The sequence below is a fragment of the Eionea flava genome (assembly GCF_055393785.1).
Map to the genome: position 1 here is coordinate 1,143,490 of NZ_AP036018.1, position 19,298 is coordinate 1,162,787.

Genomic DNA, 19,298 nt, shown 5'->3' on the forward strand with positions numbered 1-19,298 from the left:
TCTCATGAGGAGCCAATTTTTCTATTTGAGCAAGGAGTTGGATTCCTTGGGTAAAATGGGAAAACCAAAAAATATCCGTGCGTGAAAGTTGTATCGGACTCCACTTATCTTGTGCTGTATTATGCATAACATCGAAAAGCTATGGCGGTATGGAGAACTGGCTTAGAAACGCCAAAGAAAGTACTAAGTACGTCTCATGAGCGCCGAATCAAGCCGACTTTGATCAAAATGCAGCTGCATTATCGATATTATTGAATATTTAGATTAGTATCGGTGTTCATTTTTAAACAAATGGCTGTAGCCAAAATCTCGCATCGGAGCTGATTGTTCTACAGCTTGGTTAAACTTATGAATATCAAACTAATTGCCAACGACAAGGTAGTACAGTAATGCAAGAGAAAACCATAGACGGCTTAAAGACATATGTTACGTCTAAGGGAAATGAAGATGCCAATGCACATTTTGTTGATTCGTTTTTTAAAGATATATTTGGAAATAAGTTCAAAAAAGAGTCGGAGGCAGAAGGTGCTGATATATATATTGAAGGTCAACTTGTTGTAGAGTTGAAAACCCATCAAAATGATTGGGTTTCAGGTCTATATCAGGCTCAGCATTACTCAAAAAAGGGACTTAGTTTTACTAACATTTGTGTTATTACACATGAGTTTATTGGGCTTTGGCGTACCGATAAACTTCCAGATTTTTTTAAAGAGCTTTCTAAAGGCGCTGACCCAAGAAAGGCACCAAATTTCATTGGTAAACAACTAGCAAAAAAAACAAAAAAAGCGCAACAGCAACAACTTCTCAACAGTTCTCTTTTGTTGCTGTCTGGCTTTAACGATGGTTTATTCCAAGAGCAAAAAGCCGACATTCGTCAACTTTTACATATTTTAAAAAACCTCGACTCTGCAAGACTTCAAGTTAATCCTAGAAATTTCATAGACGTGATCTATTTAATGGAACGTTTTTTTGATACACCTATGAAAGCAATTCATGCATTCTATGACATTTGTGGTTATTGGGATGTTACTTCTTCGGTGATTTTTGTTGGTGATACGAATGAACTTCAAGTGCTGGGGAGAAATAGATCATCAACGAGCATACCTATTGAAGTTGCCAAACGGCATCAAAATGGCTTTAAAGAATTTATAGAAGAAAGGTATGTATTCACAAATGAAGGATCAGGGTTAACTCATGACTATTACTTTAGTAGGTTTGATGAAGTAATTTCAAAGCTGGACGCAGAATATGCCAAGCAACATGGAATATTCTTTACGAGTGATTACCTCAGTAAATTTACTTCTTGGTTTGTTCATGAGAATTTTGAAAAGGAGCTGAGTGACAACTACATAGTTTTTGACCCTGCCGGAGGCTCTGGAAATTTAGTCTCTAGCTGGAGGGGAAACCTTAAACATAAAGTGATTTCTGAATTGCAGCCAGATCTACTAAGGACTATTGAACGACGATTGAAATTAGATGATGATCACTTAGGGGTCTATTCCGTTATACCGAAAACATCTGAAGGAAAGGGGTTGAATTTTTTAGATATATCTGGTGTTGATTATTATAGATATATTGAAAACGTTTTTAAAAAGCAAAACATGGTTTTAGATAAGCCTTTTGCCTTCTTTTTGAACCCTCCATATAAAAATACTGATGAAAATGAAGCGGCCAGAGACTCAACTGACTCAAATTATGAAATTCATCGCACAATTATTGAACAGGCAGGAAATGATGCAGGAAAAGAAAGGTATTTAGCTTTCTTGGCTCAAATATTGAATATTTCAGTAACTCAGAACAATCTAGATAATTCTCTGTATCCGCTAGTAATGATCTTCACGCCTACCTCTTGGCTCGTTCCGAGACCAACATATAGAGAATTCAGGACACTGTTTGATCAATATTTTGAATATAAAGCAGGCTATATAGTAAACAGTAAGTCATTCTTTAATGTACCAGGAAAGTGGCCTTTGGCTTTTACAGTTTGGAAATTCACGGGATACACTGAAGGGCAATCAAACAATATAACTTTAAAAGACTATACACATTTAACTGAGAAAAATTTAGATGTTGACTGGAAAGCATCTCACACATCGATAAAGTCTACGATCAAAGACACTATAGGCAAAAAAAAGGTTAGTTTCTCTAAAGATCGAACTCGAATAAAAGATTGGTGTGGTCAATCCATGTCCGACTTTAAACGATCTCCGTCAAAGAAAGACAAAGATCTACCAATATATGGCGGGCTTCCTCTTACTGATCCAAGAAGGAATAATAAAAAAACATATGGTGTATCCAGTTCAGACTTCCTTGGCTTAATGGACAATGGAACCCCTGTTAGGATTCCTAGAAAAAAAGATGTCCGCTTTGAAGGTGAGCCAGGAAGGTATCCTTGGTTTAGGTTTGATACTGCTTTTTTGGATATGAACAAAGTTAGATGCCTCAATGCTCCACCTGATCAAAAAGGCTATTGTGCATATGATTTAGAAACTGCAAAGAAGTTTTTCCTATGGTTCGGATTAGCCAAATCCCTAACGGGATATTATCCATTATGGGCAAATCAATTTGATATTTGGGCTATTCAAAAAGATGATCCTGAGCTTATTTCATTATGCTTTGCATTAGGTTTCATTGAAAATCGAAGCGTCGTGACAAAATTTGAAGCCAATAATCCATTGCCGAATGAGAACGAGGTATTTTTGGATAACCCTTTTAGCCCAAACAATAAAGGCTCATTTTGGAACACAATTCTGGTTCCTTACATTTTGTCAACTGAAGAAAATGGTCTTGCTAAAGAGGTAGTTGATAAATCTAATGATGTCTATTTGTACTTAAATAAGAATATCTGTGATGGAAAGGTAATTGAGGATGTAGGCTTGGATAGTGAGCCATACTTTGAATTTTTCAGATACAAAGACTTTTTGGGCCCGAATTCAGGTTTAATACAGCTTAGAAAATATTCTCAGTTAAACGGTGATACCAAGCTATCAACCCACCTTGAAGATTTAGATAGTTTAGGTAGAAATATAAAGTCTAATATTTCAGAAATAATTGTAAAAAAACATTGTTATTTTGAATAAAAGGCTCGTATAACAAGGGCTGCTATCGGACAAATGTTCCGCTGCCCCCAAAATTTTTCGCATGGCGCGGCGTTAAAGCCCCCTCCGGAATCCCTTGATAATCTTCCTTTCAGCACATTACTTATGACTATTGAACTTCAAGGTTACCTTATTCCTCTTTTCTCTAAAAAACTCGTCACCATCACGGCGACTACGCTCATTGTTAGCACAGGCGTGGTCTACGCTAGCAATCATAAGCACGCAATTGGTTATGGGGGGGGTATCTATGCATCATACCGTTGTGATTTTGTAGCCGCCGAGTACTGGATGTAAGCATCAACTGGGTGTCGAGAAGGTGTCGAAGTTAAAGATAAAATAGTGGGATAAAGGAAGATGAGTTCTTACGGAGTAAGGTAAGCAATCGATTTTATGGGTGGTGAGTAATAAGCGTAGAGCTAATGGCGGACCGGACGGGACTCGAACCCGCGACCTCCGGCGTGACAGGCCGGCATTCTAACCAGCTGAACTACCGGTCCGTAGAATGATGCGCACTAACAAAAATAACTAGTGCTTAAGATGCTTGGATGTAATAAGCAAAATATTATGGTGGGTGGTACAGGGATCGAACCTGTGACCTACGCCTTGTAAGGGCGCCGCTCTCCCAGCTGAGCTAACCACCCAATCAATTAATGCCGAGTTGCTACATCAAGGTCGCGTATAATAATGCGATTTCAGATAAGGTCAACACTTTTTCGATAAATTCTTGTTTTAGCAGGGTATTTTTAATATCTAATCGTTATAATGCTGCGTATAACAGGGCACTTGGCGGTTATCGTTATTGCTTGTTGCCAGTTTCTTCGACATTTAGGGCTGTTGAGATTTTACTATGAACACATTATCGACTTTTTCTCGCTATTTATATTTAGCGTTATTATTAATCTCAATGTTGCTCACTTCCAACGCGGTAGGTGTTGTTGATATTTACACGTTCGATAGTGAATCGCAGCGCGAGCGTTATTTTCAGTTGAGTGAAGAGCTGCGCTGTCCTAAGTGTCAAAATCAAAATTTAGCAGGTTCTGACTCGCAAATAGCCGGTGATTTACGCCGTGAGTTAAGACGTTTGCTAGAAGAAGGCAAAACCGATCCGGAAATCAAACAATTCATGGTCGACCGTTACGGTGAGTTTGTGTTGTATAAGCCTCGTCTACAAAAATCAACCATGATCTTGTGGGGGCTGCCTTTGTTGCTATTGCTGGTGGGTGTGATTATCGTGCTTTTCATCGTGCGTCGTAAAAAGGCACAAGTCGGTGGGGAGGTGCTTAATCATTCTTCAGGTCTCAGCAATGAAGTGAATACAGAAGCCGAACTTAATGAGCAGGAGCGCGAACAATTGAGCCAGTTGCTTACGCAATCGTCAAATATAGAAGCCATGACTTCTAAAGCGGAAGCGCCTAAAGCAGCTCCAGCATCACCTTCTAAGCAAGAGCAATCATAATGTCGATATTTATTGCCGGTGTCATAGTTTTATCAATATTGGCTTTTTTCTTTGTGGTTTGGCCGCTTATATCAAACTGCCTAGGACGTAAATCTGCGTTATCTGAAGATGACTTGCGACAAGCCACTAATGTTGCGCTTTACCGGGATCATCTCGAAGAGCTTAATAACTCTCGTCAGTTAGGCAGTATTACCGATGAGCAATATCGTGCACTCAATGCCGAATTAGAGCGTAATTTGCTGGCCGATAGCGTGGATAGCCCAGCAAACAACAGGGTTAGTTCATCTCATGTGAGTTTGGCAGCGAGCGGTGGTGATCATCCAGTGGCTAGTCAGCGTCAGTCATTCACTTTTTTTGGCTTATTGCTACTCATCGTTTTGGTGTCTGCTGCACTGTTATATGAACATTTGGGTGGCCATGCCTCTTGGCAGGTGAAACAGGCATTAGATCATCGTTATGCTCTAGAAGATGAATACGTTTCGGCTAAAACGAGTGCGGAACAGCAGCGAATACAGCGTGACATCATTTTAGCGAATCAATCACTGATGGAGCGTTTGCTTAACGCTGTCGAAAGCGAGCCTAATAACCTGCAAACACGCTCACTGCTTGGGCGTACAGCGGCTGGTCTGGGTGATTATCCCTTGGCCATTGAGCAGTTTAGGGCGCTATTAACGCTTGAGCCGTCAGTGCTACCTATACGCGCTGAATTAGCTCAAGCGCTATTTTTAACAAATAATAATCGTGCGGTACCTGAGGTGAGAACGCTGGCGGCAGAGGTGTTGGCAGTTGATCCTGAAAATACCTTGGCGTTAAGCTTATCTGGCATTAGTGCATTTCAGTCAGAGGCTTATGCCGAAGCGATCACTTTTTGGGAGAAGATGATTGCGATTGAAGGGCCAAACTCTCCCAACTCTATTGCCTTACAGCAAGGTATCAATACGGCCAAAAAACGTTTGGCTGCAGCTCAGGGGGTGAGTCATAGTTCTTCGGATAAATCGGCGGTTAAGCCTTCTAGTATTGCTTTGCAGGTCATTATTGACGACGGTTTAGCGATTGACCCTAACAGTATTGTGTTTGTGTATGCACGTGCTTGGCAGGGGGCTAAAATGCCATTATCTATTGCCCGCTATCCGCTGTCAGAGTTGCCAGAAAAAATAACCTTGACCAATGCAATGGCGATGTCCCCGCAATTGAATTTAGATTCTGCAACAGAGTTTGAGCTAGTTGCGCGTATATCATCAAGCGGTTCTGCGATTGCTCAGTCGGGTGATTGGGAAGCGACTTTAGGGCCTGTTACATTAGATCCGCTTAATTCTCCTCACATACTGCGAATCACATCGAGAAGACCGTAATTAATACCAAAGCTGTTGTAACAGAACGCCTGTATTTATTTCCGTGTCAAAAAGTTAAGGTATATAGAGATATAGACTTCAGGTTTTCAGTCAAAGCACGCCGTTAATACATCCGTGTAGGCTCAACACCAGCATTCATGCTGGTGATGCCTTTGTCTTAATACCTTAAATCTATGCTTTAAAGGTTAGCGGGACAGCTATGAATCAATACAATAAAGTGAACGGGTTCTCGTTTTCTTGTCTCTTCGAAATAAGACTGTAACAATTTGGTGCGGCGGGGTGTCAGAAGGCGGGTAACCGTGTAAAATCGTGCCCTAAATGCGGACTTATTCTAGCGCCGCAAAAATCAATATTTTATGACGTCAAAAACTGTTTGTTTGAAAATAATAATTTCTATAAAAACAGTGTCTTATGGATGGTATGTAAACTAAATTATGCGCTTAAAAAGTATCAAGCTCGCAGGCTTTAAATCATTTGTTGACCCTACCACAGTGTCTTTCCCTAGCAACTTGTGTGCGGTGGTGGGTCCTAATGGTTGTGGTAAGTCTAATATTATTGATGCCGTGCGTTGGGTCATGGGTGAGTCGTCTGCAAAAAACTTACGTGGCGAATCAATGACCGATGTTATTTTTAACGGTTCTGGCGGTCGCAAACCGGTGGGACAGGCATCTATTGAGCTTGTTTTTGATAATAGCGATGGCACGTTACTAGGTGAATATGCCAGTTTTACTGAAATTGCTATTCGTCGAAAAGTGACTCGTGATTCACAAAATATTTATTACCTTAACGGCACTAAATGCCGTCGTCGTGATATTACCGATATTTTCTTAGGAACCGGTCTAGGCCCAAGAAGCTATGCCATTATCGAGCAGGGGATGATTTCTCGCCTTATCGAGTCCAAACCCGATGAATTACGTGTTTATGTTGAAGAAGCGGCGGGTATCTCTAAATATAAAGAGCGTCGTCGCGATACTGAAAATCGTATGCGTCGTACCACAGAAAACTTAGAACGACTCACCGATATTCGAGAAGAGCTTGATCGCCAATTGGTCCGATTAGAGCGCCAAGCTAAGTCGGCCGAAAAATATGCCGAATTTAAAAAAGAAGAGCGTGAGCTTAAAGCTCAGTTACAGGCGCTACGTTATCGCTTGTTAGATGAAGAAGCGAAAGAGCGGCAGTCGGGTATTAGTGATTTAGAGCTTAAAATTGAGTCATTTGTTACTGACCGTGTGGGTCTAGAATCCTCGATTGAAAAATACCGCGCAGAGCATAGTGAAGCGAGTGACACATTTAACGATGTACAGGGTCGCTTTTATGGTGTGGGTAACGAAATCGCGCGCTTAGAACAAAGTATTCAGCATGTACAAGAGCGTAACCGCCAGCTTCAAGAAGATATGGCGCGTACCCAGCAAGAAACCGACGAAACATCTGCCAACTTAGCCGCCGACCTTGAAAAAGCCGACATGTGGGAGGTTGAGTTAGAAGAGATTTCTCCTGAACTTGAAATGCTGCAGGCGAGTGAAGAAGGCTCAGGTGATGAGCTGGTTGAAGCTGAAGAAGCTATGCAGGCGTGGCAATTGGAATGGGATGAATTCAATCTGCGTGCAGCAGAGCCTCGACAAAAAGCGGAAGTAGAGCAGTCACGTATTCAGCATTTAGAACAGGTGCAAACTCGGTTGTTGGAACGCATTCGTCGTTTAGAGGAAGAGAGCCAGCAGTTACCCGAAGAAGAAGGTGGTGAAGAAACGGTCTTATTAAGAGAAGAGCTGGCAGAATCAGAAGCCGTTGTTGAAGAAAAAGCGATACAACTTGAGGATGTTAAAAGTGATATTGATACACTTCGAGAGGCTATTCAGCAATCTGACTCAGCGCTTGATCAGGCACGCAACGTCTTGCAAACCAGCCGCGGTCGTCACGCTTCATTGGAAGCCCTACAACAAGCAACAACAGGCGGCGATAAAGCCTTAGTCCGCTGGATTGATGATCACTCGCTTACGGATAATACGCGTTTGTTAGAATCCATTAGCGTTGAGCCTCAATGGCAGTTGGCTACTGAAACGGTCTTAGGTGATGCGCTACAAGCTATTTGCACAGACTCTTTAGATGCCTTTGCAGATAAGTTGTCATCATTAGATCAGGGTAGTTTGGTGCTCTTTGATAATGAGTCGAATAAACAAAATCAAAGCGCTAGCAGTGAAGGTAAGGCGCCTCGCCTACAGAGTATGGTGTCGGGTGATGCGAATGTTAATGCCTTATTAAGTGGAGTTTATGCGGCTGAGGATTTGGCTCAGGCGCTAGCTCTACGTTCTCAATTGGATGTTAATGAGTCTGTGATTACCCCAGAGGGTATTTGGATTGGCTCAAATTGGCTGCGAATTAATCGCCAAGACGAAGCACAGTCAGGCGTCTTAGCTCGACAAGAAGAGCTAGAAAAACTCTCTTTAATATTATCCGAGACAGAAACGCAGGTTGATACATTGACCGAGCAGTTAAGTGCTCAACGCCAGCAATTAAAAGAAATCGAACAGCAGCGTGAACAATATCGCCGCGACAGTGATCAAGCCAAACAGCAAGTTAACGAAAAGCGTTCGGCACTAAGTGCGCAGGAAGTCCGTGTTGAGCAAAGTGCTATGCGTCGTCAGAAACTTGCTTCTGACATTGGTGAAGCGAAAGAGCAAATGGCGATTGAAGCCGAAAGCCTCGCGGAATCACGAGCAACGCTGGAAACTGCTATTGCGGTGATGGAGCAAGATTCAGAGCAGCGAGAAACCTTGTTAACACGCCGAGATGATATTCGTGAAGTGCTTGACCAAACACGCCAGCGCGCACGTCATAGTAAAGATAAATTACACGCATTAGCGATGCAGCACCAATCGGTAAAAACACAACTGGCTTCTATTCGCGATAGTATTCAACGCTTGCAGGAGCAGGATCAACGTTTAAAAGATCGTCGAGAGCAACTTCAGCAAGCGATGGGGACACAGGAAGATCCGACTGAAGAACATCAGTTAGAATTAGAAGAATTATTGGAAAAACGAGTTAGTGTTGAAGACGAACTATCACAAGCACGGCGCAGTGTCGAAACGATCGAGCAACAACTTCGTGATGCTGAACAATCTCGCGGTAGCATCGAGCATGGTTTGCAAGCATTACGCTCGCAACTTACAGAGAGTCGTTTAGAAGCGCAAACAGTGCAAGTTCAGCGTGAAACTATAGCTAAAAACCTTGTCGAAGAGGGTAGTGATCTAACAGAATTATTAGAGCATCTAGCCGATGACGCTCAGGAAAAACCCTTTGAAGACGAATTGGTTGCGCTAGGGCAGCGAATCAATCGTCTGGGCCCCATTAACTTGGCAGCCATTGACGAATATAAAATAGAATCTGAGCGTAAAAACTATCTAGATACACAAGATGCAGATTTAAGAGAGGCGCTAGAAACCCTTGAAAATGCGATTATGAAAATTGATCGTGAAACGCGTACACGTTTCAAAGAAACCTTCGACTCTATTAATGCGAGTATCCAAGAGTTATTTCCCAAAGTATTTGGCGGTGGTCATGCGTATTTAGAATTGACGGGTGATGACTTGCTGGATACGGGTATTGCGATTATGGCGCGTCCACCCGGTAAACGAAATAGTACGATTCACTTGCTATCGGGTGGCGAAAAAGCACTAACGGCGATTGCTTTAGTATTTTCTATTTTCCGCTTAAATCCTGCACCGTTTTGTATGTTGGATGAGGTTGACGCACCACTTGATGATGCGAACGTTGGACGTTACGCGAGATTGGTTGAAGAAATGTCGAAGCAGGTACAGTTTATTTATATTACTCACAACAAAATTGCGATGGAGATGGCACATCAATTAATGGGTGTGACAATGCATGAAGCGGGTGTTTCTCGTATGGTAACGGTTGATGTTAATGAAGCGGCGGAGCTGGCGGCAATATAATGATCTACGACTCTATAAAGAGGTTCAATTAATATGGATTTAACAATGAAGCAGTGGATTGTTGGTGCAATCCTAATCGTTATTGTTGTAATTCTCGTTGATGGAATTAGACGCATGCGCAACGCTCGTCGTGATTCGTTACATATGTCGTTGGATGTTAAAGGGAGTAGTTCTCTTGATATCGAGGATGACAATTACGGTAGTGAGTTTCCCAACGGTGGAGCGAGAACCAGTCAAAAAAGCATCGATAAAGAGCGAATTAGTAAAGTTAAAAGCCAATATGATTTTGGTCGTGATATTTCTATCGCTCCTCGAGCTGCATCCAATTCTCTAGGTGATGCAGAAAAGTCGTTAGGTCAGCAACAAGCATTTAATGAAACGAATCATGTATCCATTGACAGTCAAGAAGCTCAAACAATCAGTACCGAGCAGTGGGTAGATAGTGACGAGTCTGATGAAGAATATTATGCGCAAAAATGGGATGATGAACCAGAAGAACCATCAATGGCATTAGATGAGCATGAGTTACAGGCTGATCGTTCAGATCACGTTGTCATTGGCGACGATCAATTGGGCGACACTGTTGAAACCAGTGCTTTTGACTCTACAGAAAGTACAGAAAGCATTGATAGTATAGAAAGAGAAGAGCTTACAGAGCTTGACGCTGTTGATGCTGAAGTAGAGACGTCTGGTAATATCGATAGTACGGTAAATAATAATAGTACGGTAAATAATGATAATCCCTTGGATCATAAGCCGGCGAGTGAATTACCAACCAATAAAGTACCTAATAGAGAGCCGAAAAATTATCAGCAGCCTGAGCAAGTACCGCTCAATCTAGAAGAATCGGTACCTGTGCTGATGGAGCCTGTCGATGAGGGTAATTCGGATGACGTTGATGTTGATGTTGAAGTCATATCAGCAAGTCGTTCAGCGGATGACTCAATAGATAACGACACTGATCAATCAGCCGACACACTCACGAAAAATATACGTTCAGTCGGGCGCAGAGTATCGCCTACGTTAGATAATGACAAACAAGTCACCGATGAAAATGATGAGTTATTAGATACGCACTCGGCAAACAAGCCGCGTTACGAGTCTAAATATTTTTCTAAACAACCTGCCGAAGTTACGGCTGAAAAAATGCCTTCAATAGAGGAAGTATTGGTTGTTAATGTGAAGGCGCCGAAAGGGCATTTATTTCATGGTGATGCCTTGCTGGAGTTTATACTGAATAACGGTTTGCGCTACGGAGCTATGTCTATTTTTCATCGCCATGCTCATGAGAATGGTGAAGGGCCGGTGTTATTTAGTTTAGCGAATATGCTAAAGCCCGGTACGTTTGATTTACAAAATATTGAGAGCTTTGCAACAGCAGGCGTCACATTATTTTTAACGCTACCTGTATATGACGATAATAATATGGCGGCTTTTGAGCAAATGATTGCCACCGCTAAAAATATTGCTGATGGTTTAGGTGGCGAATTAAATGATGAGCATCGCAGTATTATGACAGGGCAAACGATAGAACATTATCGTGAACGTATTAGAGATTTTTCTCGCCGACAACAATTAGAAAAAAAGCGTTAAATCGTTTCTATCGCTCAGTATGATAATCAGCATAACGTCTCGAATAATCATTCTGCTAAAAACTGGCATCCAATAATTATTGTTTTACCGCTTTCAAAAACTCCCTTTTATTAGGGAGTTTTTGCATTAGTGCTACGACCGACTGTAGGTTGATGAAAACCAAAAGGTTAATAATTTATGCAAAATAATACGTCAGGTGATTTATTTGACCAACCTGAAGAGAACAAGCTGCCGGTCGATGCTGCTCAGCGCATTACCGATTTGCGAGATAGTATTAACACTTTTAATTACCAATATTATGCATTGGATAACCCAACAATACCGGATGCAGAATACGATCGCCTGTATCGAGATTTACAAGCCTTAGAAAAAAAATACCCCTCTGCGATTACTCCAGATTCCCCTACGCAACGAGTGGGTGCTGCCCCCTTAAGTGCATTTACTCAAGTGATACATCGTTTGCCCATGTTATCGTTAGATAATGCGTTTAGTCATGATGAATTACATGAATTTCATCGACGCGTTGTTGAGCGATTGACAAGCCTTGATATACCCGTCGGCAATATTAATTATGCCTGTGAGCCCAAGTTAGATGGTATAGCGGTTAGCTTGCTCTATAAGAAGGGTGTCTTAGTGCAGGGAGCAACACGTGGTGATGGTAAGACCGGAGAAGATATTACACAAAATGTGCGTACTATTGCGTCTATCCCTCTTCGATTAAGAGGGACGGGTTGGCCGCAAGAGCTGGAAGTGCGTGGAGAAATTTACATTCCTAAAGCCGGTTTTGAAAAATTAAATCGCGTTGCGGATGCACGTGGCGATAAACGCTTCGCCAACCCTCGAAATGCAGCGGCGGGTAGTTTACGCCAATTAGATTCTAGAATTACGGCTCAGCGACCGTTAGAAATGTGTGCTTATAGTGTAGGTGTTGTTGATGGTGGTGATTTACCTGACCATCATACTGATATTTTACATGCGCTCTCGTCATGGGGATTCCGTATTAATAGTGAGATGGCGAGTGTAGATGGCATTGAAGCCTGCTGTGAATATTTTGATGCCTTAGCCAAAAAGCGCAATGCACTAGCTTATGATATCGATGGCATTGTCTTTAAAGTTAACGCTATCTATTTACAGAAACAATTGGGCTTTGTGTCGCGAGCGCCTCGATGGGCTATCGCCAAAAAATTTCCTGCACAGGAAGAAATTACGACGTTGCTTGATGTTGAATTTCAGGTTGGTCGTACAGGGGCGATTACTCCCGTTGCTCGCTTAAAGCCTGTGTTTGTAGGTGGTGTGACGGTTTCTAATGCAACCTTGCACAATGCTGACGAAGTTGCGCGATTAAACGTAAAAATAGGTGATACGGTAACAGTTCGGCGTGCCGGGGACGTGATCCCTCAAATCGTTTCTGTTGTCAATGATCGTAGACCCAGCGATAGTCGCGATATTATTTTTCCTACGCATTGTCCCGTGTGTGATTCGCCTGCAGTAAGAGTAGAAGGTGAGGCCGTGGTACGATGTTCTGGTGGCTTGATTTGTCCTGCACAACTCAAAGAAGCCATTAAGCACTTTGTTTCGCGTAAAGCCATGGATGTCGATGGTTTAGGTGATAAGCTAGTAGAACAGCTCGTTGAGCGAGGTAGTATTTTGTCGGTGGCGGATTTATATGATCTGACTACAGAGCAATTAGCTAGCATGGAGCGAATGGGAGATAAGTCAGCCAGCAATGTTATTCGTGCATTAGAGGCATCAAAGGCGACAACCTTTGAACGCTTTATATATTCATTAGGTATTCGTGAAGTGGGTGAAGCGACAGCTCGTAATTTGGCTAAACATTTTGGCGATGTATCGTCATTGTTACAAGCAGACGAGGAGCGTTTACAAAAAATTAATGATGTTGGCCCTATAGTGGCAAAATTCATAGTGGCCTTTTTATCCGAGCAGCGTAATCGTCAAATGATTCAGTCATTACAAGATAAGGGCATTAGCTGGCCTGTTATTGAACTGTCGACGGATAATATGCCATTGGTTGACACAATCTATGTATTAACTGGCACATTGGATCAATTAACGCGAGATGAAGCTAAAGGTTATTTACAGCAACTGGGCGCGACAGTCACGGGTAGTATCTCTAAAAAGACACATTATTTAGTGGCTGGTGCTAATGCGGGTTCGAAATTAACAAAGGCTGAGTCTTTAGGCGTTGATATCATCGATGAAGCTGCATTAATCGACTTATTAGAAAAACACGGGATTGCTGTATCATGAAAAATAGAACGTTAATGTCTTTGTCAGTCCATGCATTACGTCGATTGTTAAGTCGCTCGAAAATGTTTTTTATCTTAATAATGGCTGCGCTTTTTTTGAGTGCTTGTGCGACATCGCCACCGAGAAAAGTGGATAATATTTGTAGTATTTTTAACGAAAAACCGGGATGGTATAAGGCTGCTAAAAAATCCGAAAAGCGTTGGGGTACGTCGATTTCATCGATGATGGCCTTTATGCACCAGGAATCTCGCTTTAGAGCAACCGCAAAGCCCCCTCGAGATAAAATTTTTGGTTTTATTCCTGGCCCTAGAAAAAGTAGTGCTTATGGCTATTCTCAAGCTCAAACAGGTACTTGGAAATGGTACAAAAAGGACTCTGGAAATTGGGGGGCTGACCGTGATGATTTCCAGGATGCCATTGACTTTATTGGTTGGTATAATACAAAAACAAAATCAATTAATGGCGTTAGTTTAACGAATACTTATGGCCTGTATTTAGCTTATCATGAAGGACACGGTGGTTATAAAAAGAAAAGTTATAACAAAAAAGACTGGCTAAAAAAAGTCGCTAAAAAAGTCGCTGCACGTAAAGCGGAATACAGTAAACAACTTAAAAAGTGTGGTTCTCAACTCAATAGCGGTGGCTTTAGTCTTTGGCCATTTTGATGTGTTAATATTTACTTGATGAAGAAAACGTTTATGACGGATGAAGCAACAGTTTACGGCTATATTAAAAAAAATGCAGATAGTGATCCGCAAACTAATTATTTGCACCATTCGGTTAATCGTCAAATCATAAAAGCATTGCCGTCAATGGATTATAGCGCTTTGCTTAATCAAGAATTTTTTTCTGTGCCTTTTATTCAAAATTATGACGAGACGACAACCGCTTCAATCATTCATTTTGCAAAATCGTATCGTGGCGTCGAATATGAGTGGAGTAGCTGGATTGCTGAGTTTGAAGCGTTATTGCAAAAAATGTACTGGCACAGTGTTGTGGTACATTTAGAGACTGAATTGTCAGGCATGCATACCTTTACGTGGCATAGCGACGCGGAAATACACGCCCCTAATCAATCGCCACTAGATATTCGTTGTGAGTGGCAGCATGAGCTAGGCATTACACCGCGGTATGCTTGATTGACGATTGCGCTTAGCAGTACAGATAAAATAATAACTATATTCTATACTTTATATCATTGCTGTCCCGTTAATTTGTTAATAGTGGAATTCCAGTCATTAGGTAAAGCCATCACCCGCACTCGATGCGAGTGTTAAGCCTATATGGATGTATTACGGGGTGCTTTGAATAATGGTTGGAAACCCATGTCTCCATGTTAGCTAAGATAGCTGGAGGTCTTGGATACTGGGTGACCACGCCTAAATAGCTAATAATAAAGGTAAACAATATGCAAACTTATCTATCTATTGTTGATATGTTTAATGAGGCATGTGAGCGTTACCATGACCATATTGCCTTCTCTTGCCTAGGGCAAACACTGAGCTATGGTGAGCTTGATCAATTGAGCAAGCAATTTGCCGTTTATCTACAGCACCATACAACCTTGGCTCCTGGTGACCGACTGGCCATTCAGCTGCCTAATACCTTGCAATATCCGGTTGTACTCTTTGGCGCGCTACGAGCAGGCGTGGTCATTGTTAACACTAATCCACTTTACACAGGAACTGAGCTGCAGCATCAATTAAACGATTCTGGTGCAAAAGTGTTGGTAGTATTGGCCAATGTGGCAAAAGCGATAGAAGAGGTTATTGATCAGACGGATGTGCAACATGTGATAGTGACCGAAGTAGGTGATTTACATGCATTTCCTAAGCGCCAGCTCATTAATAGTGTTATTAAATACATAAAAAAGCAGGTGCCCGAGTGCCATTTTGCATCGGAAATTAGCTTTCGTAAGGCACTCTCTTTAGGTAAGCGTGATGTATTTTCAGCGGTTTCCGTATCACCTTCTGATATTGCTTTTTTGCAATATACAGGAGGAACAACCGGTGTTGCCAAGGGCGCAATGCTGACACACGATAACTTACTCTCCAATAAAGCACAGGTACTCAACCATTGGGAAGGGGTGTTAATACCCACACAAGAAATATTTGTAGCTCCATTGCCGTTGTATCATATTTACGGCTTTACACTACATTGTATGGCGCTTATGTCGATAGGTTGCCATAGTGTGTTAGTCCCCAATCCTCGTGATTTAAACAGCCTTATCAAAGTTTTTTCTACCGCCAAGTTGACAGGAATGGTAGGGCTAAACACCTTATTTGTTGCATTGCTAAATCATCCTCAATTTACGTCTCTAGACTTTACCTCACTTAAACTGACGACATCAGGCGGAATGGCTTTAGCAGAAGATACTGCAGTCAGATGGAAGAAGGTAACAGGTACTAACGTATTAGAAGGTTACGGTTTGACAGAAACATCACCGGTTATTTCTGCGAATACTCCCGATAACTTTCAATTAGGTACGATTGGCTTGCCTCTGCCTAATACAGAGTGCAAAGTCATTGATGAAACGGGTGATACGATTCATTCGGGCGAGCCGGGCGAACTTTGTGTTCGTGGTCCGCAGGTCATGTTGGGCTATTGGAATCAGCCTGAAGCGACTGCGAGTGTACTAAGTGATGGTTGGTTTTCAACGGGTGATATTGCAATTATACAAGGCGATGGCTTTATTCGTATTGTTGATCGTAAGAAAGATATGATCATTGTATCTGGCTTTAATGTATACCCCAATGAAGTTGAGAATGTATTGCTATCACATAAAGATATTATTGAGGCGGCAGTAATAGCAATTCCTGACACTGAAACAGGCGAAGCAGTGAAGGCATTTCTCGTATTAGCTGCGGGTACTCATTTAGATGATCAAAGCATTAAGGCGTTTTGCAAAGAGTCGTTGACGCCTTATAAAGTACCTCGTCATTTCGAGTTTCGTGATGAATTACCAAAATCTCCCGTCGGTAAAATTTTACGCCGTGAGTTACGCCCGCAAACGAATACCTTATGATTGTCTATACTGTTATTAAAGCACGTTAACATTAACAAGCAATTATAGGCTCCTATAGGCTTTCAAGGCGGTGTCGACTTTATGCAACGTCATAACGCATTAGTATTATCAGGCGGTGGTGCACGAGCGGCTTATCAAATAGGTGTACTATTAGCACTAAAAGAACTATTGCCGCCTCAAAGCAACCCATTTTCAATCATCTCTGGCACATCAGCAGGTGCCATTAACGCAGTATCACTGGCCTCTAACAGCGAAGACTTTCAGAGCGGTGTTAATACGCTAAGTCAGCTATGGCAAGAGCTCACCATGGATCACGTATTCCGGACAAGCGCTTGTGATTTGGCAGGAGGTGTTTATCGCTTTGCGCGCTCGTTTTTTCACGAGGGCGTCGATTATCATCGACCATTGAGTTTGCTGGACAATTCACCGCTCAATGCTTTTCTGACTAAAAACATTCATTTTTCTAAGATACAAACGAATATTGAACGGGGTATTTTACGTGCCGTTTCTGTTGCTGCTCTTGGTTATTCATCGAGTAATTCGGTAAATTTTTTTCAAGCCGCCGAAGGCATCGAAGAGTGGGAGCGCTTTCGCCGCATGGGTAAGTCGACAATGATCGGTATGGAGCATTTGTTGGCGTCTTCGGCTATCCCATGGATTTTTCCAACGGTTAGAATAGGACAAGAATACTATGGCGATGGCGCCATGCGCCAGCTCGCACCTATTAGCCCCGTATTACACTTGGGTGCAGATCGTATTTTTATCATTGGTGTTAGTGGCAATCGTCAAGTACATACCCAACGTTATAATGTACGATCTCGTCATCCTCCATCCATGGCGCAAATGGCTGGCCATTTATTAAATAGTGCTTTTGTCGATAGCTTAGAGGCGGATATAGAGCATCTTGAGCGTATCAATGACTTAATGTCAGTTGTGCCAGATGATAATAGGAATGGCGTGGTCTTAAAGCCGGTGAATACACTAATCATTTCTCCTTCCAAAGCTATCGACAAAATAGCGGGGCGGCATGTACGTGATTTACCGAAAACCTTTCGTATTTTTATGCGCTCTTCCGGCGCGACTGCTCGTCGTGGCGGTTCAGTATTATCGAGCTATTTGTTGTTTGTAAAACCATTTATTGATGAACTCATCGAATTAGGTTATCAAGATGCTATGTGGGAAAAAGAGGCAATAGAAAACTTCTTTACGGAGTAGTATTCTTGGTACTTAATGTTCAAAGATTTCTTATCCATTTTTGATTAACAGCAGTATTTTTTCGCACTATATATTTTAAACTTATGGCGCAGTTTGCCTCTTTCTTCCAGTAAAGGTGATTTTTTTAAAAGACTGTAGTATAAAGTGCTACTTAAATTGAAAATTCAATACGATTAACTAAAAATAATAGAAACGGAAATCACTATGTCACAACATGTCTTATTAGAACGCTTTGCGTATTCGCCATTAGGTACTTTTGGTAAATTCAAACTTGATGAATTTGAATGTTTTACCGTTGAACGTCCTTGGCTAGATAACAAACCGCGAGAGTCTTGTATTCCAGAAGGGGAATACCCTCTGGTTCTCGGAATGTATAATCGTGGTGGTTATCCTGCCTATGAAGTAATGGACGTTCCTAACCGCTCGCTGATTAAAATCCATATTGGCAATACCATGGAAGATATTGTGGGTTGTATTGCACCGGGTAAATCATTAGGTTTTTTAGAGCGAAAGTGGGGTGTAACCAGTAGTAAAAAGGCTTTTTCTGAATTTATGCAAGCAATGGATGGTGTATCGGAATCTTTACTTAAAGTCACCCAATATAAGCCGTAAAATACAATTGCAGGCAATGCATCTAGATATAAAAAAATAATAAAAATTCAAACAATAAAAAGGAGTAGAGTGATGAGCTGGAAAGAAATCGTAAAACGAGTCGCGCCCACAATAGGCACTGCACTAGGCGGGCCAATGGCAGGTATGGCGACTAAGTTTATTGCAGAAAAAATGCTTGGAGATAAAGACGTCGGTGAGCAAGAAATCCAAGAATTTGTTTTAAATGCCTCACCAGAGCAGTTAGTTAAACTTAAAGATCTTGAACAGCAATTTATCTTAGATATGAAGCAATTGGATATTGATGTTTATGAGCTTGAAGTAAAAGATAGAGATAGCGCGCGTAAATTATTTGAAGTGAATATATGGCCGCAAATCACATTATCAACAGTCTTTGTCGTAGGTTATTTTGGTGTGCTTTATTTTTTGATGAGCGGTACCGATCCTCAATCTCTTGTCCAAAACCCAACCATGACCGGTGTGTTTACAACAGTGCTGGGTGTATTGACTGCAGCCATTCCGCAAATTCTCAACTTTTGGTTTGGATCAAGCTTAGGTTCTAAAGAAAAAACACGCGGAATGCATGATGCAGCTAATCGCAGTGGGGGTAAATTAAACCCTGTTGCGTAAATATGATGGGTAAATCAATTGTAAAGCATGCGTGATAATCAAGATCGATAAACTGTACTAATGGTTAAGCGATGAACTATAAAAAAAGCCACGCTCAAATGA

13 protein-coding genes and 2 tRNA genes are annotated in these 19,298 nt (G+C 41.7%); 13 read left to right on the forward strand and 2 right to left on the reverse strand.

Translation table 11 applies throughout. The features are described from left to right. Positions 1-389 precede the first annotated feature (389 nt). Both ACZ5O6_RS05330 and ACZ5O6_RS05335 read left to right on the forward strand, forming a co-directional pair. Positions 390-3,080 (forward strand): hypothetical protein, encoded by a 2,691-nt coding sequence (locus ACZ5O6_RS05330; protein ID WP_447090793.1) that lies wholly within the window; start codon positions 390-392, stop codon positions 3,078-3,080. A 123-nt stretch (positions 3,081-3,203) separates the two neighbouring features. Continuing rightward, positions 3,204-3,392: a hypothetical protein gene (locus ACZ5O6_RS05335; RefSeq protein ID WP_447090794.1), complete on the forward strand. Its 189-nt coding sequence runs from the start codon at positions 3,204-3,206 to the stop codon at positions 3,390-3,392. A 126-nt stretch (positions 3,393-3,518) separates the two neighbouring features. On the opposite strand, the gene ACZ5O6_RS05340 is transcribed toward ACZ5O6_RS05335, so the two are convergent. Both ACZ5O6_RS05340 and ACZ5O6_RS05345 read right to left on the reverse strand, forming a co-directional pair. After that, a tRNA-Asp gene (locus ACZ5O6_RS05340) sits at positions 3,519-3,595 on the reverse strand. Between the two features lie 68 nt (positions 3,596-3,663). Beyond that, positions 3,664-3,739, reverse strand: a tRNA-Val gene (locus ACZ5O6_RS05345). A gap of 206 nt (positions 3,740-3,945) precedes the next feature. Between ACZ5O6_RS05345 and ACZ5O6_RS05350 the strand changes: the two genes are divergently transcribed. The 11 genes from ACZ5O6_RS05350 to ACZ5O6_RS05400 all read left to right on the forward strand — a co-directional run bounded on the left by ACZ5O6_RS05350 (position 3,946) and on the right by ACZ5O6_RS05400 (position 19,196). Continuing rightward, positions 3,946-4,554 carry a cytochrome c-type biogenesis protein gene (locus ACZ5O6_RS05350; protein ID WP_447090795.1) on the forward strand — a complete coding sequence of 203 codons (609 nt, stop codon included), beginning with the start codon at positions 3,946-3,948 and terminating at the stop codon, positions 4,552-4,554. After that, positions 4,554-5,906 (forward strand): c-type cytochrome biogenesis protein CcmI, encoded by a 1,353-nt coding sequence (ccmI, locus tag ACZ5O6_RS05355; RefSeq protein WP_447090796.1) that lies wholly within the window; start codon positions 4,554-4,556, stop codon positions 5,904-5,906. The genes ACZ5O6_RS05350 and ccmI overlap by 1 nt, the downstream gene beginning before the upstream one ends. Before the next feature lie 434 nt (positions 5,907-6,340). Next, positions 6,341-9,856, forward strand: a complete 3,516-nt coding sequence (gene smc, locus ACZ5O6_RS05360; RefSeq protein WP_447090797.1) for a chromosome segregation protein SMC — start codon at positions 6,341-6,343, stop codon at positions 9,854-9,856. A gap of 33 nt (positions 9,857-9,889) precedes the next feature. Beyond that, the gene (gene zipA, locus ACZ5O6_RS05365) at positions 9,890-11,449 is read left to right on the forward strand and encodes a cell division protein ZipA (protein ID WP_447090798.1); all 1,560 of its coding nucleotides are present in this window, start codon (positions 9,890-9,892) and stop codon (positions 11,447-11,449) included. A 177-nt stretch (positions 11,450-11,626) separates the two neighbouring features. Beyond that, a complete protein-coding gene (gene ligA, locus ACZ5O6_RS05370) occupies positions 11,627-13,717 on the forward strand; it encodes an NAD-dependent DNA ligase LigA (protein WP_447090799.1) in 2,091 nt (696 codons plus the stop codon). Positions 13,718-13,779: 62 nt separating this feature from the next. Beyond that, positions 13,780-14,382, forward strand: a complete 603-nt coding sequence (locus ACZ5O6_RS05375; protein WP_447090964.1) for a transglycosylase SLT domain-containing protein — start codon at positions 13,780-13,782, stop codon at positions 14,380-14,382. 33 nt (positions 14,383-14,415) lie between these two features. Continuing rightward, the gene (locus ACZ5O6_RS05380) at positions 14,416-14,856 is read left to right on the forward strand and encodes a hypothetical protein (protein WP_447090800.1); all 441 of its coding nucleotides are present in this window, start codon (positions 14,416-14,418) and stop codon (positions 14,854-14,856) included. Positions 14,857-15,125: 269 nt separating this feature from the next. Beyond that, positions 15,126-16,742: an AMP-binding protein gene (locus ACZ5O6_RS05385; RefSeq protein ID WP_447090801.1), complete on the forward strand. Its 1,617-nt coding sequence runs from the start codon at positions 15,126-15,128 to the stop codon at positions 16,740-16,742. An 81-nt stretch (positions 16,743-16,823) separates the two neighbouring features. Continuing rightward, positions 16,824-17,957: a patatin-like phospholipase family protein gene (locus tag ACZ5O6_RS05390; RefSeq protein WP_447090802.1), complete on the forward strand. Its 1,134-nt coding sequence runs from the start codon at positions 16,824-16,826 to the stop codon at positions 17,955-17,957. Positions 17,958-18,161: 204 nt separating this feature from the next. Beyond that, positions 18,162-18,569, forward strand: coding sequence for a DUF5675 family protein (locus ACZ5O6_RS05395; protein ID WP_447090803.1), 408 nt, complete (start codon positions 18,162-18,164; stop codon positions 18,567-18,569). Between the two features lie 72 nt (positions 18,570-18,641). Then, complete coding sequence (locus ACZ5O6_RS05400) at positions 18,642-19,196, forward strand: hypothetical protein (protein ID WP_447090804.1); 555 nt, start codon at positions 18,642-18,644, stop codon at positions 19,194-19,196. Positions 19,197-19,298 lie beyond the last annotated feature (102 nt).

Excerpts from the sequence above, each read along its gene's own strand:
- ACZ5O6_RS05330 (WP_447090793.1), top strand. The coding sequence starts at position 390 with ATGCAAGAGAAAACCATAGACGGCTTAAAGACATATGTTACGTCTAAG.
- ACZ5O6_RS05335 (WP_447090794.1), top strand. The coding sequence starts at position 3,204 with ATGACTATTGAACTTCAAGGTTACCTTATTCCTCTTTTCTCTAAAAAA.
- ACZ5O6_RS05350 (WP_447090795.1), top strand. The coding sequence starts at position 3,946 with ATGAACACATTATCGACTTTTTCTCGCTATTTATATTTAGCGTTATTA.
- ccmI (WP_447090796.1), top strand. The coding sequence starts at position 4,554 with ATGTCGATATTTATTGCCGGTGTCATAGTTTTATCAATATTGGCTTTT.
- smc (WP_447090797.1), top strand. The coding sequence starts at position 6,341 with ATGCGCTTAAAAAGTATCAAGCTCGCAGGCTTTAAATCATTTGTTGAC.
- zipA (WP_447090798.1), top strand. The coding sequence starts at position 9,890 with ATGGATTTAACAATGAAGCAGTGGATTGTTGGTGCAATCCTAATCGTT.
- ligA (WP_447090799.1), top strand. The coding sequence starts at position 11,627 with ATGCAAAATAATACGTCAGGTGATTTATTTGACCAACCTGAAGAGAAC.
- ACZ5O6_RS05375 (WP_447090964.1), top strand. The coding sequence starts at position 13,780 with ATGTTTTTTATCTTAATAATGGCTGCGCTTTTTTTGAGTGCTTGTGCG.
- ACZ5O6_RS05380 (WP_447090800.1), top strand. The coding sequence starts at position 14,416 with ATGACGGATGAAGCAACAGTTTACGGCTATATTAAAAAAAATGCAGAT.
- ACZ5O6_RS05385 (WP_447090801.1), top strand. The coding sequence starts at position 15,126 with ATGCAAACTTATCTATCTATTGTTGATATGTTTAATGAGGCATGTGAG.
- ACZ5O6_RS05390 (WP_447090802.1), top strand. The coding sequence starts at position 16,824 with ATGCAACGTCATAACGCATTAGTATTATCAGGCGGTGGTGCACGAGCG.
- ACZ5O6_RS05395 (WP_447090803.1), top strand. The coding sequence starts at position 18,162 with ATGTCACAACATGTCTTATTAGAACGCTTTGCGTATTCGCCATTAGGT.
- ACZ5O6_RS05400 (WP_447090804.1), top strand. The coding sequence starts at position 18,642 with ATGAGCTGGAAAGAAATCGTAAAACGAGTCGCGCCCACAATAGGCACT.